This window comes from Escherichia sp. HH091_1A, from assembly GCF_030295175.1.
GTDB lineage: Bacteria > Pseudomonadota > Gammaproteobacteria > Enterobacterales > Enterobacteriaceae > Escherichia > Escherichia coli_F.
Map to the genome: position 1 here is coordinate 3,176,919 of NZ_AP025747.1, position 16,194 is coordinate 3,193,112.

General features: G+C 52.5%; 7 protein-coding genes. 1 reads left to right on the forward strand and 6 read right to left on the reverse strand.

Annotated features, from left to right (window positions below):
* Positions 1 to 95 precede the first annotated feature (95 nt).
* A complete protein-coding gene (gene xseA / locus QUF14_RS16035; RefSeq protein WP_000937868.1) occupies positions 96 to 1,463 on the forward strand; it encodes an exodeoxyribonuclease VII large subunit in 1,368 nt (455 codons plus the stop codon).
* 48 nt (positions 1,464 to 1,511) lie between these two features.
* Here xseA and QUF14_RS16040 read toward each other — a convergent pair whose 3' ends face one another.
* From QUF14_RS16040 to bamB, 6 genes are all read right to left on the reverse strand, one after another.
* A complete protein-coding gene (locus QUF14_RS16040) occupies positions 1,512 to 9,599 on the reverse strand; it encodes an adhesion domain-containing protein (protein WP_000109683.1) in 8,088 nt (2,695 codons plus the stop codon).
* Between the two features lie 109 nt (positions 9,600 to 9,708).
* A complete protein-coding gene (locus QUF14_RS16045) occupies positions 9,709 to 10,701 on the reverse strand; it encodes a SinI family autotransporter-associated protein (protein WP_000802327.1) in 993 nt (330 codons plus the stop codon).
* A gap of 55 nt (positions 10,702 to 10,756) precedes the next feature.
* Positions 10,757 to 12,931 carry an intimin-like inverse autotransporter SinH gene (sinH, locus tag QUF14_RS16050; protein ID WP_286333066.1) on the reverse strand — a complete coding sequence of 725 codons (2,175 nt, stop codon included), beginning with the start codon at positions 12,929 to 12,931 and terminating at the stop codon, positions 10,757 to 10,759.
* Between the two features lie 209 nt (positions 12,932 to 13,140).
* A complete protein-coding gene (locus QUF14_RS16055) occupies positions 13,141 to 13,356 on the reverse strand; it encodes a zinc ribbon domain-containing protein (RefSeq protein ID WP_000422357.1) in 216 nt (71 codons plus the stop codon).
* A gap of 62 nt (positions 13,357 to 13,418) precedes the next feature.
* Entirely contained in the window at positions 13,419 to 14,891 is a 1,473-nt protein-coding gene (gene der / locus QUF14_RS16060; RefSeq protein ID WP_001317982.1) for a ribosome biogenesis GTPase Der, read from the reverse strand.
* Between the two features lie 117 nt (positions 14,892 to 15,008).
* Positions 15,009 to 16,187, reverse strand: a complete 1,179-nt coding sequence (gene bamB, locus QUF14_RS16065; protein ID WP_001177040.1) for an outer membrane protein assembly factor BamB — start codon at positions 16,185 to 16,187, stop codon at positions 15,009 to 15,011.
* Positions 16,188 to 16,194 lie beyond the last annotated feature (7 nt).

Sequence of the window (16,194 nt, forward strand, 5' to 3'; positions counted from 1 at the left end):
CATCTACCCCTTTTTGCAAAAAATGCTTGCTATCCCCGGAGGGCGGGTTACTATCGACTGAATAACCTGCTGATTTAGAATTTGATCTCGCTCACATGTTACCTTCTCAATCCCCTGCAATTTTTACCGTTAGCCGCCTGAATCAAACGGTTCGTCTGCTGCTTGAGCATGAGATGGGGCAGGTGTGGATCAGTGGCGAAATCTCTAATTTCACACAACCGGCTTCCGGTCACTGGTACTTTACGCTTAAAGACGATAACGCCCAGGTGCGCTGTGCGATGTTCCGCAACAGCAATCGCCGGGTGACCTTTCGCCCACAGCATGGGCAGCAGGTTTTAGTTCGCGCCAACATTACGCTGTATGAACCTCGCGGCGATTATCAAATTATTGTCGAAAGTATGCAGCCCGCCGGTGAAGGTTTGCTGCAACAGAAGTACGAACAGCTTAAAGCGAAGTTGCAGGCTGAAGGTTTGTTCGACCAGCAATTCAAGAATCCGCTACCGTCACCTGCGCACTGCGTGGGCGTTATCACCTCAAAGACCGGTGCTGCACTGCACGATATTTTGCATGTGTTGAAACGCCGCGATCCGTCTCTGCCGGTGATCATCTACCCGACCGCCGTTCAGGGCGATGACGCACCGGGGCAAATCGTTCGCGCCATTGAGCTGGCGAATCTTCGCAACGAATGTGACGTACTGATCGTCGGGCGTGGCGGTGGTTCGCTGGAAGATTTATGGAGTTTTAACGATGAACGCGTGGCACGGGCGATTTTTGCCAGCCGCATTCCGGTGGTTAGCGCCGTTGGGCATGAAACCGATGTGACGATTGCCGACTTTGTTGCTGATCTACGTGCGCCAACGCCGTCAGCTGCCGCCGAAGTGGTGAGCCGCAATCAACAAGAGTTACTGCGCCAGGTGCATTCAGCCCAGCAACGGCTGGAAATGGCGATGGATTACTACCTCGCCAACCGCACGCGACGTTTTACGCAGATCCATCACCGCTTGCAGCAACAGCATCCACAGCTCCGGCTGGCGCGTCAGCAAACCACCCTTGAGCGTCTGCAAAAGCGGATGAGCTTTGCGTTGGAGAATCAGCTTAAACGCGCCGGTCAGCAACAGCAGCGATTAACACAGCGGCTGAATCAGCAAAATCCGCAGCCGAAGATTCACCGTGCGCAAACGCGGATCCAACAGCTGGAATATCGTCTCGCTGAAACACTTCGCGTACAGCTTAGCGCAACGCGCGAACGCTTTGGTAACACAGTGACGCACCTCGAAGCGGTGAGTCCACTCTCCACGCTCGCACGCGGTTATAGCGTTACCAGCGCCGCTGATGGCGCGGTGCTAAAACAGGTTAAGCAGGTGAAAGTGGGTGAGACACTGACCACTCGCCTGGGCGATGGCGTAGTGATCAGTGAAGTGAGTGCTGTGACGAAAAGCCGCAAGCCGCGCAAGAAAACCTGATGACGTATTGCGTACCAGACTTTCCCCCGCTTTACAGACCCGATAAGACTACTGGAAACAGGTCGCAAACCCCGCAGTACTGGATGCCTGAATACCGCAGTTTTGTGTCCCCGCCCCTTCATCCATGCCACAATAGAACGAACCGGCCCGATCGGTAGAGAAATAGGGGAAGCTTATCGATGATGGCCATCCCAGCGCGCTAAAGCTGCTATGTAACGACTGTAAATCGGTATAGCTCGGTGCTCTACTAAAGTCACCGCACTGCTTTGCAATATCCCATTTTTGAGCATCGATCACATGTGCCAGCGCCCAGATTTCATTATTCACCGTTGGCGCTACTGCCGCTGTAGCCCCTGACGGCAACTCTGATTTCAATAGTGGGCGGTGTAACGTCTTGCCACTTACTGTGGCGGTATCCGCCATATGTCCCCAGAAATAAGCCGTGGCAACATTCGGACTGGTCGGCACGGTGAAAATGGTATCCAGCGTCGCGGTTATCGCGGCGTTATTGGTCAGCGTCACCGTCAACGGCGTTTTATATCCTGGCGTATTATCCTGACGAACGGTAAAACTTGCCGTACCGTCCGCCCCTGTCACGCCGTCGATCGTATTCCCACTGTCAGCCAGCGTGACTGCTGCACCGGATGAGGGTTGCACAGTCAAATCGTCCATCGCGTCCACATCACCATACAATGTCGCCCCGCTGTTACGCGGCACGGCTTCACCACGTTTTAAGGTGAAAGCGACATTCGGTACCGGCTTCCCGGCGCTGTCTTTTACGGTAACAACGAGGGGCACGGCTTCACCTTTTTTTACCTTCGCCGCCTGAGTAATGGCATCCATCGCGGTCGATGTCAGCGTGACGCTGGAGACGGTCGCGCGAGGATTGACCAGACATCCCTGATACGCCGTACTCGCCGTCGACGACTCCAAACCATTACTCAGACTGACAACCAGGGCATTCCCCTGTCTGTTATCCAGTGCCCACCATGCATACTTCGTAGACCAGCCGATTTGAGTCGTCAGCGTGTTCCCCGGATAACGCGCATAGAGCGATGATAAATCATCGCTCAATGGGCGACGCGCCGATTCACATGGGCTGAGATTGCCGTCTGCCCTTTGCGTTGCGTTAAACAACGGCCACACTTCATTGTTATCCGTCACCTGACTGACTCCAGCGCTCGACGGCAGCTCTTTCAACAATTTAGGCCGTTCAAAGACCACGCCGTTTTCCGCCGTTACCGTATCTGGCATATGGCCCCAGTAGGTCGCCATTGCGGAATCCGGGCTGGTGACGACGGTAAAGATCGCATCAAGAACGCTGGTAGTTGCGACATCTCGCGCCAGTATAGCGGTGAATGGAATGGCCAGGCCGATGGTCTCAGGCTGTTCAACATTGAAAGTGGCCGTACCATCACTGCCGGTGAAACCTTGCCATTGCGTATCGTGTGCGGCCAGAGAAAACTCCGCCGACACAGGTGTCAATTCTGTCAACGTCATTGCATTTGCCGTCGTGTTCACTCCTGCTCCTGAACGACTCATCGCTGAACCACGCCTGAGCGTCACGGCCTCTCCCGCCAGCGGGTTACCATCACGATCTTTGACCGTCACCACAATCGGCAGTGGGTTACCTTTTTTCACTGACGCGCTGGGTCGCCCGCCATTACTGAGGGTTCTGGCGTTATCCATTGCGGATGACGTCAACATTACGCTGACGCCTGCCGGATGCGGCTTCGTCAGGCAAAGCATCAGCGCGTTGGTTGACGAGCTCTTCGCGATATCTCCTGCGCTCAGGCTGACAGTTTGATACTGCCACGTATATAAATCCGGCATGACCATATCATAAGCCCACCACTTGCCTGCATATATCGGCAGCCCCAGGTCAGTCTTTATCGCACCGTTGGGATGATCATTATACAAATCCAACAATTCATTACTGCGCGGTTGATTCTCCAGCGGACAATCTGTCGATGTTAAATTTTGAAAGTTGCTCATATACGACCACACTTCACCATTGCCGTTAGTGCTAATCGATGACCCTGAAGTCGCTTCGGCTTTCAGCAGCGGTCGTCTGAAGGTGACGCCTGCCGAACTGGTAAAGGTGTCCGGCATGTGCCCCCAGAATTTCGCGCTCGGTGAGTCCGGGCTGGTTATCACAGTGTAGATAACATCCAGCGTGGCGGTTTTGGTTGTATCGCGCGCCAGCGTGACGGTTATCGGTGTCGCCAGACCGGTCGTGGCATTCTGACTCACTTCAAAGGTGGCTGTGCCATCACTGCCCGTTGTTCTGAGCACTTTTGACCCATTTGCCGTCAGCCCAGCGTCGCTGTTCACGGGTATCAATGACTTCACGGTAAGATCGTCCGCACTTGAGTTAACGGTTGCTTTCGAGCGATCCAGCGTCGTTTCACGCGTGAGGGTAAAGTCGGCGTAGGGCACCGGGTTCCCGGCGCTATCACGTACGGTCACCGTCAGCGGAATCGTCTCACCTTTCTTCGCCACGGCGCTCGGTCGACCACCATTGCTGGCCGTTTTTGCCACATCCTGCGCTGTTGAAGTGATCGCTATCGTCGCCGGAACGGTATGCGGTTCCACCAGGCACATCACTACCGCCGTATAACTGGACGATGCCTGAACTGTCTGACCATTAACGAGCGAATATGCCTGGTTGCTCCAGCTGCTGCCAGAAACCGTCATCATGTCGTAGGCCCACATATACCCGGCGGAAGTCGGCAAGCCGAGCACCGTGCCCAACTGGTTGTTAGGGTAATCCGCATACAACCCCTGCATGTCAGTCATCAGCGGTTGATAACTCTCATCACATCCAGCCTTGCTGGCATCCATTTTCTCCGTTGCTGTCAGACGCGACCAGACTTCATTATTAGTCGTAACCGCCGTACCACCAGAAAGTTCAGCTTTGAGGAAAGGCCGTTTGAAGGTGACGCCTTCGCTGCTGGTAAAGGTTTCCGCCATATGCCCCCAGTTGGCCGCCAGCGGTGTATCCGGGCTGGTGACGACGGTGAAGATCACTGGCAAGGTGTTCGACGACACCCCGGTATCATTCAACAGGGCATAAAAGTCGGTTTTAAGTCCGGTGGACGCATCCTGTCGGAGTGTTATCGTGGTGGTTCCGTCTGGCCCGGTCACGCCATACACGGTGGCCGATGCATTGGTATCAACTGTACTGGCCGCTGCGGGTGTCACCGAAACCGTCTGCATCGTCACTAATACATTCTGGCGATTGAAAGAACTGCTGCGCTTCAGTGTAAACGGCGTATTACCCACCGGGTTTCCTTGCGCATCTTTGGTCGTGACGCGAATAACAACCTCATCGCCTTTTTTCACTTTAATGGCGCTCAGATTATCGTCAACCTTAACGAATTGCGTGGCGTCCGCAGGCTCCAGAGACACCTGGCTGGCAACAGCCGCAGGTGTTGTGCGACAGGTTTGTAATACCAGCACGGTGGTCACGATTTGAGAAACCGCGCCAGAATTCAGCTGCACCACATTGTAATAACGGTTACTTAATTGCGTATCACTCGGTGTATTGGTGAGATAACTGGTTGCTACCGGCCATCCCTGCACTGTACCCATCGCATTACCACTATTGGCACTGTACAAAGACTGCAGGCCATCCAGTGTCGGCATATACTCTGCACCGCATCCATCCATATCGGTGTTATTTGACTGAACCACACTGAATCTTGCCCAATCTTCACCATTCTCAAAAGTGCTATAGCGTGCATAGTTATTGGTAAGTTCTTTAAACAGTAATGGTCGCTTATACGTCATGCCATCAGAGGCCGTTACCGTTTCAGGCATGTGCCCCCAAAAATTCGCTTTAGGAGAATCTGGGCTGGTTACCACGGTAAAGACCACCGGGAGGGTCGCCTGAACGCCGCTGACGCCATCCAGTGATGCCGTGAGATCGGTTCTTAACCCGGTACTGTTATCCTGTTTCAGCGTAAAGGTTGTCGACCCGTCAGCCCCCGTCACGCCATAGATCATTTCAGTTGTTGCCTGAAAATTACTCCGCGTATTTCCCCAGACATCGGCTACGGTCAGCGCACCTGCACTCGCTGTCGCTGATGTATACCTCCGGTTTATGCTGGTGGCACGTTTCAGAATAAACGCCGCATTGCCAACCGGGTTACCTTGCGCATCTTTCGTGGTGACGCGCACTACCGACTCTTCGCCTTTTTTGGCTTTAACTACACTCAGTGTATCGTCAACATAAACCAGAGCCGCAGGATCTGCCGCTTCCAGTAGAATCTGGGTCACCGTGGTGACCGGCGTGGTTTGACAGGTCAGTAGATCCAGTGTCGACGTTGACACCATGGCACTGGTGCCATTACCGAGATCCACCGCTTTGTAGTTACGCTGTTCCATGCCAGTGTTGTCGGGCGTGCTGGATAAATAACGCGTTACAACCGGCCAGCCCTGGACGGTTTTTATGGTATTGCCGGCGTGATTATCAAACAACGACAACAACCCAGCCTGAGTGGGAACATAGCTAGCGCCGCAGCCGCTACTGGTTGAGTTCGCCTGGGTTTGGGTAAACAGCGCCCAGTTTTCATTGTCTTCGAATATTGATGTTCGCCCGGTCTGACTTGACAGTTCCTTTAACAGCAATGGGCGTTTAAAAACGGTACCATCTGCCGCCGTTAAGGTTTCCGGCATATGGCCCCACATTTTCGCTTTGCTACTATCCGGGCTGGTGACCACAGTAAAGATCGTATCCAGGCTGTCTTTTTTCGTCGCATCAGAGTAAAGCGTCGCCGTCAGCGCCGTTTTGGTGCCGTGAGTATCCGGGCGTGTAATATTGAGGATTTTGCTGCCGTCGCTACTGGTCATGGCAGTATAAAATCCCGCGGTGTCGTTCAACGTCGTTTCATCCGCCAGCCCACTGTTAATCACCACCGGTGCCACCAGCGCATCGCCACTACCGGCAATATGTTTTTCGCCCGTGCGGGTATAACCGTCTCCGCGACTGAGTTTAAATGGCATATCCGTGAGCGGATTACCCTGCGCATCTTTTACCGTTACCTTAACCCGTAGCGTTTCGCCTTTTTTCAGCTTCGCCGCGTTATTTCCGGCAGCCCACTGTGCGTTATCAACCACATCCAACGTAATGCTGCTGGCAGGTTTGTTCGCCGTCGTCAGGCAACTGACGTAAACCGGCGTATCGCCGCCGATAGCCTGTGCGCCGTTATCCAGGGCAATGGTGTAATAGTGCGGCGTTACATCCGCGGGGGAACTGCTCCAGTAGGGCTGACGCTGCGTCGGCCAGCCGTGTGTGGTTTGCACCGCATTGCCGTTATTAGCGTCATAGAGCGCATTGAGCTGTGAGCGGCGCGGCAGCATATTGGCTCCGCAACCGCCTTTACTGGTAATGGCCGTACTGGCCTGGCTAACACGCGCCCAGACTTCGTTTTTTTCCGTTAATGTGCCATCCGGACTGGTGATTTCTGCTGCCAGCTTAGGCCGGGTAAAGGTTAATGAATCAACGGTAATCGTTTCATCCATATGGCCCCACATCTGCGCCCCACTAACATCCGGGCTGGTTGGGGTGGTAAAAATAACATTGTAATTAATGGCATTTGGTAGATGGGAATTGACCGGCGTAATGCTCAGCACGGTTCTTAACCCCACCCCTTGGGGTTGCTCTATTTCGACCGTTGCTACACCTTGTGCATCTGTCGTACCCGTGTAGACCATAGAGGGCTGCGATGTGCCGTATTGCGTGCCATTCATCGTGATTGCGCCGCTGCTCGGGTCATCAAACCCGCTCACCTGCCCCGCTCGGTTATACCCCATGCCTTTAGTGATGGTGAAGGCTGTAAAGGGAACGGGGGTATTATTGAGCGCGTTAATCGTACGCACGGTCATCACGATGGTGTCTCCCACTTTGGCCTGTGCTTTGCTGCCGAGAGTAATATCGTGATCGGTGCTGACTTCAACGTTCGCTACCATCTCATTGCCCGAACAGGAGAGATAATTTCGCTTAAAGCCGGAGTAGCTGTCGACGCTCCCGTTCGCCAAATTCACCGATGAATGCGTGGCTTGCTCCGCCGCGCTTAAGTAGCTCTGTTGTGCGGTGGGCCAGCCATATTCCGTGCCGATGGCGTTGCCTGGATGGGCAGTAAATAAGCCTTCCAGCGAACTCTGCCGGGGGATATGGCCCACACCGCATTCTGCCTGCATACTGGTGTCTTGATCGAACAGCGCCCAGTCTTCGTTATTTTCCCGCACCGATCCCAGTTCATGCTCAGTTTCATCCGCAAGTAATGGGCGTTTGAACAGACTGCCAGATACAACAATGCCGCGCATATGGCCCCACATCCGCGCCTTGTCGCTGTCCGGACTGGTGATCACAGTAAAAATCACGTCTTTGGCATCCGTGGCCGTAAAATTGCTGCGCATTTTCGCCGTGATATGGGTTTTCACGCCTGCGCCGTCGGGCTGGCTCAGGGTTAGCGAAGCCTGACCGTTGACATCGGTCATGCCTTCATAGGTGTGAGCATCAACCTGTTGCAAATTCGAACCACCAGTAATCTGCACCGGATGGGCTTCCCAGGCAGGATCGGTTTGATTTTTGCGGTTAACACCGTCATCCAGATGCAGCGAGAAGTAGTAATACGCCAGCGGTTGATCGTTATTTTTATTGTCGGTGATTGTCAGACGCATCGAGGCGTCTTCACCCACCTTCGCTTTCATCGCCTGTGCCGTATCATCATAGTTTTCGGGCGTAAGGACGATTTTCGGTTCGACGTCAGGCGCGGGTTTATCCACGCAGCTCACAAGAAACGGGGTGCTATCCGGCTTTTGCATTTCACCACGGTTTGAAACATCCGCCGCATGGTGCTGCCCGGTGGTGCCCGCCAGCGATGACCAGTAATAATCCCCCTGCATCGGCCAGCCAAGGACTGTCTGCACCGACGTGGGGATAACGGTCGCCAGCGCGCCGAAGTGGCGCATGCCGGGCAGCACGGTGCAGTGGCTATCTGCGCCGCTCCAGGTGAAGGTGGACCAGGTTTCGTTATGATCGACGACCGTGGCGCTTTCATTGCTGACTTCTGCCGCCAGCTTTGGTCGACTGAAGGTGTAACCGTGGGCTTCTACCGTCTCCGCCATATGGCCCCACATCGTAGCCTGCGCCACGTCCGGGCTGGTGAGTACCGTAAAAATCACCGCGGTTTCGCTGGTTTGCGCAAAACCGGAGATGCTGACCACCAATGGCGTTTTGACGCCAGGGCCATTCGGTTGGCTCACCGTGATGGTGGCCGTGCCGTTGGCATCAGAAGTGCCATGGTATTCGGTATCCGTCGTCGTTAACTCGGTGCTATCCAGTATCACCGGCGCACTATTATTCACCGCCCCCTGGCGATTTTCAGCATCTTTACGTTTGATAATAAACGGAATATTACCCGCGACGTTGCCCTGACAATCTTTAGTGGTGACGGTGAGCGTGATGGTGTCGCCAACGGTGGTTTTTGCCGCCGCGATCGTTTCGTTAAAACCACTGGCGCTCACCGAGATTAAATCGCCCTGCGCGGGCGCGATGTTCAGGGTCACTTTCTGGTCCACCAGCGCCACCGTCCCCGCATAGGGATACCCGGTCGAGGTCAGCAGGTAGAGCATTGGGAGGGTTTGCTGCGCATCAATCTGTGGCCAGGCCACCAGCAAGCGTCCGGCCAGCCCCTGAGCGCAAAAGCTACGGTTAGCAATAGGTTGTGGGTTAAGGGGCACATCGGGCGTGGCGGCATCGGCCCACACCAGGCTGACGGTAGGGGGTGTTTGATTTTCCCAGCGCAGCGCAGGTGGTGTGGAAAACTGGTCGCCTTCATTGTCCTGAGGATTAGCGACAATCAGGTTAGCAGCGTCATCGTCAACGCTAAATTCATTCGGTTTAGCAGAAAACCCGACATTATGAGATTCAGCAGGATTAAGCTGAACACTGCCCTGATAGACGGGTACGCTGGCGCTGTCGGCAAAAGGAACGGTTCCGTTAAACTCGCCTGTAGAATCAGGATATGTCTGCCATTCAGCCCCTGCCCGTGCAAAGTCAGACAGCATAAAAGCTGCCAACATGCCCAGAAGCATAATGATTTTCCCTGGTTTCAGACATACCGACATGTAAAAAACTCCAGCATGATAAACAAAACATCAACCTGTTTTGCTTAACGCGTCGCTAAGCAAAACAGGCGGAAAACAGCATCCCCGTATGGGAATGCTGTTGTGCGCATTAGTGGTGTTTGTAAATAATTGACAGCGTATAGCCCTGAACGCCGTCGCCGTTTGCCGGGATCGCAAGACCACTCTTACCATTACGGTCACTACCGTTAAGGCTGGTTCTTGCTTCTTCGTTAGTTTGCGGGATAACAATGTCATTGTTATCGAAGCTGGCATTAGCAATACCGCCCGCCGCACCGAGTTGTTTACTGTTACCGTTAAAGACCCATGCAAAGTCATAGTTAGCGGTAACGTCCATATCCGTACCTGCGTCGTATTTACCGTTCTGGTTTTCATCCGAGTACAGTTTGGCCACATACGTTTTGTTAAGCGCAATGGCCGTATTACCACCGATAAGGTTGGTAGTGGTGCCTTTCTCGAAGATGGCAACTTTCAGATTCTGGTTCACAACCGGGCCGGGATCGACATTGTCCGTATCGCTGCCGCCACCGCTGGCCGTTGAAATATCCAGCAGAGTCAGCGACGTTCCCTGGAAAGGATTACCGGTCTGGGTGATGGGCTGGATTTCAACACCGATATAACGCCCACGTTCGTCATCAGTGAGTTTATAACTCGTCTTGCCTGCCGCTGCGGTCAGCTCCGTTTTACCGCCACCCGCATTATCGCTGTAACTGTACCATTTGATAGTGGCTGTCGTTTTCGCATCAATGCCTGCGGGACCATCATCAATATCCCCTTCGGTATCGCCGATATCCCAACCCAGCGTGATGGTATCCCCTGAGTAAAGGCGTTTATCCGTCTCGCTACCTGCAGGACGGGTCCCTTTACCATCAGACGTCACTTTAATGTGATCCGCATCTTCCGAGTTAATCGTGGCATTCCCCCCTTCGCGATAGAGCCAGGGTATAGTCCCCTCGAATTCAGCGGTCGTTCCACTGGCGACCCAGGCGGCATCTTCCGCCATAGCGGCTGGTACGGCACAGTATCCAGCCAGCATCAGTGCCAGCGCGACTTTTGTCAGGCCACGTTTCATATGAGGTTTCATAAACACTCTCCTTGATTAATATTCAGCGGTGGCCCGATCAGCCATGGCGCCGCCCCTATTTCTTGCTGTAATTGACCTGCAAACCGTATCCCTGCACGCCATCGGTTACCTGGGCACTAAACTTTGCTGCCGCGTCCTTGTTGGTTGCCGGGATCTCTATATCGACGTTCGTGGTATTGGTTTGCGCACCGGTATTGCCATTTACGCTATGCCCCGTGAATTCCCACTGATAGTCATACTGTTTCATCTCGTTGTCAGTGAGCTTCTCAGAAAGTTGGAACACACCGTCTTTGTTAGCGTCTCGCCACAGCACAAAGCGATAGCGGCTATTGAGGGGTAACGGTTCTTTGTTACCAATAAGATTCACGGGCTTAGCTGCACCAACGCGGTAGATAAAAGCATTCAGCCCGCCGATGTCAGAACCCAGGAACGTTACGTCAACATAGTTACTGTCATCGTAAGGGGCGGCTTTCGCCTTCCAGCGGAAAGTGCCGGGCAACGTACTGGAGAGCGTAACGGTCCCCTTTTCTTTATCTTGTTTGGCGATAAAAACGCACGGTACTTCGGTGGTGCAGGGTTTATTCGTCAGCGTCACTTTTTTATCGTTGGCATCAAACAGCTGCGGGCTGAGATTATCCTGCGGCAAGACATTACCGTTACGGTCAGTGTTGTCGCCAAAGCTATCGGTAATGTCGAGATCCATGACGACACCATCTACACCATCCGCTTGCGCGCTGGCTTCGTGGCTGTGATTGTTCTCATCCGGTACATTGGCGATGTTGTTAACGATGAGCTCAATTTTACGATCCTGCTGAACGGTGATTTCCACCACGCCGGAGTTCTGCCGATTGCCTTTTTCATCTTCCAGCGCCAGCCGTACCCGCCAGGTATTGAGTTTTTCCTGGTCGGCTTTATCAGAGCTGTACTGCCAGGCAGGCAGCACCAGATTCCAGTGATTGTTGTTACCTTCAGTAAGCGTATTTTCTTTGATAACCGGCATCACCAGCGTACGTGCAGCATTGTTTTTCGCCTGCCAGGAGGCAGCAACGATTTTGTAGTGATGATTAATGAGCGCGTTAATGGTCCACTTACATTTTTCCAGCCCGATGGCTGCTTCTGGCGTATCTTTAATCACGCACTCGGGATGTTCATTCGTCGCATCGGCTTTCAGCCACAAAGTGACATCGAGCGGATCTTTCTCTTTGTATTCCAGAACAATAAAGTTGTTACGTTCAACAAAGTCGTGGCGGCTGCCCATGAGCGAGTGAGCCGCGTTCACTTTGTCAGGATCAAGCTGGTCTTTGAGCGGGACACCAAACTGGTAGTTCAGCGTTGCGTTAACAGAAAGATCGGTATTATCGCCAGTGCCGGCTTTGAAATCCGTTCCTACGGCAATGAGTGGTACGGGCTGGTATTTCACACCCAGCGTGACGGCGAAGGGATCTTTCTCCAGATTATCGGTGCCAAAAAGCGCGACTTCATCACCGTAATATTGTTCGAAAACGATTTTGCCGCCAAGCTGCGGGTAAGCGGGTAGCCAGGTTTCGGCGCGAATATCCCAACCGCGCGCAGGACGCTCCTCATAAAAATCGAAATCTTCGGAGTCTTTCCAGTCAGAAAGCGGGTGATAATAGTTGCCAGAGAATTTTAAATAATCAGTCCACGCTTCGGCGCCTAAACCTAAACGGCGATGCCCACGGGTAAAATCATAATCATAAAATATATTTCCACCCAATAACCATCTATCAAAATTATGTCTTACACCAAGCCCAATATTCCCGATCGTACGATCTTCTTTTCGTTGTGCAGAAAATTGGCTGAAATAAACAGTAGTTTGATTATCATACCAGGGAACAAAATAGTCGATGGAACTGCCATCCAGATCGCCGCCCTGACCAAGAGAAAGATTCGTTCGGACCTTACCGTAGGGGGAGAGTGTATCCTCAATATAAGATTGTGTCGTAGAGGTAATTTGACTTTGCAGATAGCTTCTGGCCTGGGACTCCAGCGCCTCGGGTGTCAGGTTTTCAAACCCTTGCGTGGCAGAGTTAATGACGTAATCGGCACCACGCTCTTTTAGCGATTTACCCTTGTTGGTTTGTTCTTCCTGTTGTGCGGCCTGACTACCTAAATCAGGTAACGATTCTTTATGCTCAACATTTATCTCTGGAGCCGCAAAAGCAGCTCCAGAGATAAATGTTAGCATAATACAGCGTTTCCATCGCAGCATGCACATCCCCTGTGACATTAATAATGCTTAAAATTAGCTCTAATATTCTATTCCAGATTATTCAGAAAGGCACGCCAGGAAAACTAAATATAATCTTAAATTTATAACACAGTGATTTTGCTCACTTACATTTGCGTTTCAACAAATAAAATAGGATGCAATCATTTATATTATGAATACAAATGATTACACCATATATTTAAATAATATTAAGCAACAATAAATTCAACGCGCTTTTTGGATATTAAACCGTGCCCATGCTGGCAGAAATAATCTACTGCACCACAAGCTTTTAACACCTGTAATGGCTGATGGCAGTCAGGACAAAGCGCCTGAATGGTGAAATCTTTGGCACAAGTTGCACAGTGGGCAGTTTCACCGTTGCGTTCGAGAGGGTTATGGCAGGTTGGGCAGTTGAGTTCCATAAATACTCCTCGCCTGTTGTTCAGTTTCCCTCTCCGTTTGGAAAGGGAAACCAGATAAGTGATTACTTACTTTTCTTAATATGCTTCATCAAACGCTTACGCTTGCGCATTTGGGTCGGCGTCAAGGTGTTACGCTTGTTCGCATATGGGTTTTCCCCTTCTTTGAACTGAATACGAATCGGCGTACCCATCACGTCCAGAGACTTGCGGAAGTAGTTCATCAGATAACGCTTATAGGAATCAGGCAGGTCTTTCACCTGGTTGCCGTGAATCACCACAATCGGCGGATTGTAACCACCGGCGTGGGCATATTTCAGCTTCACACGACGCCCGCGAACCAGCGGCGGCTGGTGATCTTCAACCGCCATGGTCATGATACGCGTCAGCATAGATGTCCCCACACGACGGGTGGAACTGTCATACGCTTCACGTACTGACTCAAACAGGTTACCAACGCCGCTGCCGTGTAATGCAGAGATAAAATGCACACGGGCGAAGTCGATAAAGCCCAGACGGAAGTCCAGCGTCTCTTTTACTTGCTCTTTCACTTCCTGGCTCAGGCCGTCCCACTTGTTCACTACAATCACAAGTGAGCGCCCACTATTGAGAATAAAGCCCAGCAAGGAGAGATCCTGATCGGAAATACCCTCGCGAGCATCAATCACCAACATCACCACGTTGGCATCTTCAATCGCCTGCAATGTTTTGATTACGGAGAATTTCTCTACCGCATCGGTGATTTTGCCGCGTTTACGTACGCCCGCAGTATCGATGAGTACATACTCACGTCCATCGCGTTCCATTGGAATGTAAATACTGTCACGCGTGGTGCCCGGCATGTCGTAAACTACGACGCGTTCTTCGCCAAGGATACGGTTAGTGAGTGTAGACTTACCGACGTTAGGACGACCCACTATCGCCAGTTTGATTGGCAGACTTTGCGGGTCAAAGTCGTCTTCCTCTTCTTCTTCGCCGTTCTCTTCCGCTTCAAATTGCGCCCAGTACTCAGCGTCTTCATCCACTTCTTCTTGTGGTGCGAGATCTTCCATCCACGGCAGCAGCACGTGCTCCAGCAGACTTAATACGCCACGCCCGTGAGATGCGGCGATCGGGTAGATTTCACCTAAACCGAGCGAATAGAAATCAACAACGGCCTGATCCGGATCCAGACCATCGGTTTTGTTTGCCACCAGGAAGGTCGGTTTTTCGCGGGAGCGCAGATGTTTAGCAATCGCTTCATCCGCAGGCATCAGGCCCGCGCGCGCATCCACCATAAACAGTACGACGTCCGCTTCTTCAATCGCCAGCAGCGACTGTTCCGCCATGCGGGTTTCTACACCGTCTTCTGTTCCGTCAATCCCGCCGGTATCAATACAAATAAACTCGCGGCCTTCAATTTCCGCACGACCGTACTTACGGTCACGAGTCAGCCCCGGGAAATCCGCAACCAGCGCATCTCGGGTGCGAGTTAGACGGTTAAATAACGTGGATTTTCCTACGTTAGGGCGCCCGACAAGCGCGACCACAGGTACCATGTTTAAAGCCTCATTTTTATAAATCATCAGACAACGCACGCTATATTCGTGTCGTTGTTAAAAACAGGAAAACGGCCCCTGTCCAGGAGCCGTTTTCAAAGTGAACGACAGAGACGATTAACGTGTAATAGAGTACACAGTCCCGTCTTTTGCCTGGATCAGCAGTTTGCCGTCAGCGGCAACCGGTTCAGTCTGGAAACCGGAGCTATCAACTTTTTGCTGGGCAACGAAACGACCATCTTCGACGTTGATCCAGTGCAGATAACCTTCACTGTCACCTACCACCAGGTTGCCATTATACAGCACCGGAGAAGTCAACAGACGATGCAGCAGATCGCTTTGTGTCCACAGCGTAACGCCGCCATCAATGGTCAACGCCATCACCCGGTCATTTTGATCGACCAGATAGATGCGGTTGCCGTCGACGATGAAATCATTCACCGAACCCAGTTCGCGTTTCCACATAATCTGACCGCTGCGCAGATCAAGCGCCGTCAGGTTACCATTATAGGCCAGCGCGAAAACAACGCCGTTAACAATGACGGGAGTCGTGTCAACATCGCTCAGGCGGTCAATTTCGGTAGAACCGGTCGCCTGGGAAATACGCTGCTGCCAAATCATCTGGCCCTGTTCCATTAGCACTGCGCTGACGCGACCATTATCGCCACCCACGACGGCCGCACCAAAAGCCGTTGCTGGCGCAGACTCGCCACGCAAAGAGAGTGAAGGCATATCGAGGTTAACTGTCCATTTGACAGCGCCGTCAGCTTCGTTCAGGGCTTGCAACTGACCGTTACTGGTGTGGATTAACACCAGACCGTCGCTGACCACCGGGCGAGAAAGCGCTTCACCCGCGACTTTAGTTTGCCATGCCACAGTACCATCGCTGGTATTCAGCGCGTAAACCTGCGCCTTTTCGCTACCAATGTAGACATGTCCTCCAGACACGGTCACGCCGCCAGAAAGTAATGCAGGCTCTTTAGAGAACCAGCCATCTTTCTCGGCCAGACTGACAGACCAGATTTCTTTGCCATCATCCGCATTCAGCGCTTTTACTAAACCAGCGCGGTCTGCTGCATAGACAACGTTGTCCGCCAGTGCCGGATGAAGATTGGAATAGAAGTTGCCAATGCCGCTACCCACGGAAGTGCTCCACGCCGTGGTCGGCGTAAACTGGTTTTCAACGGTCGGCAATGGGGACATCTTTACCACATCTTCTTCGCTGTTAAACAGCGAACAGCCGCTTAAAAGGGTAACGGAAAGCAGTCCTGGCAGCAGTAATTTACGCAATTGCATCGGGTCC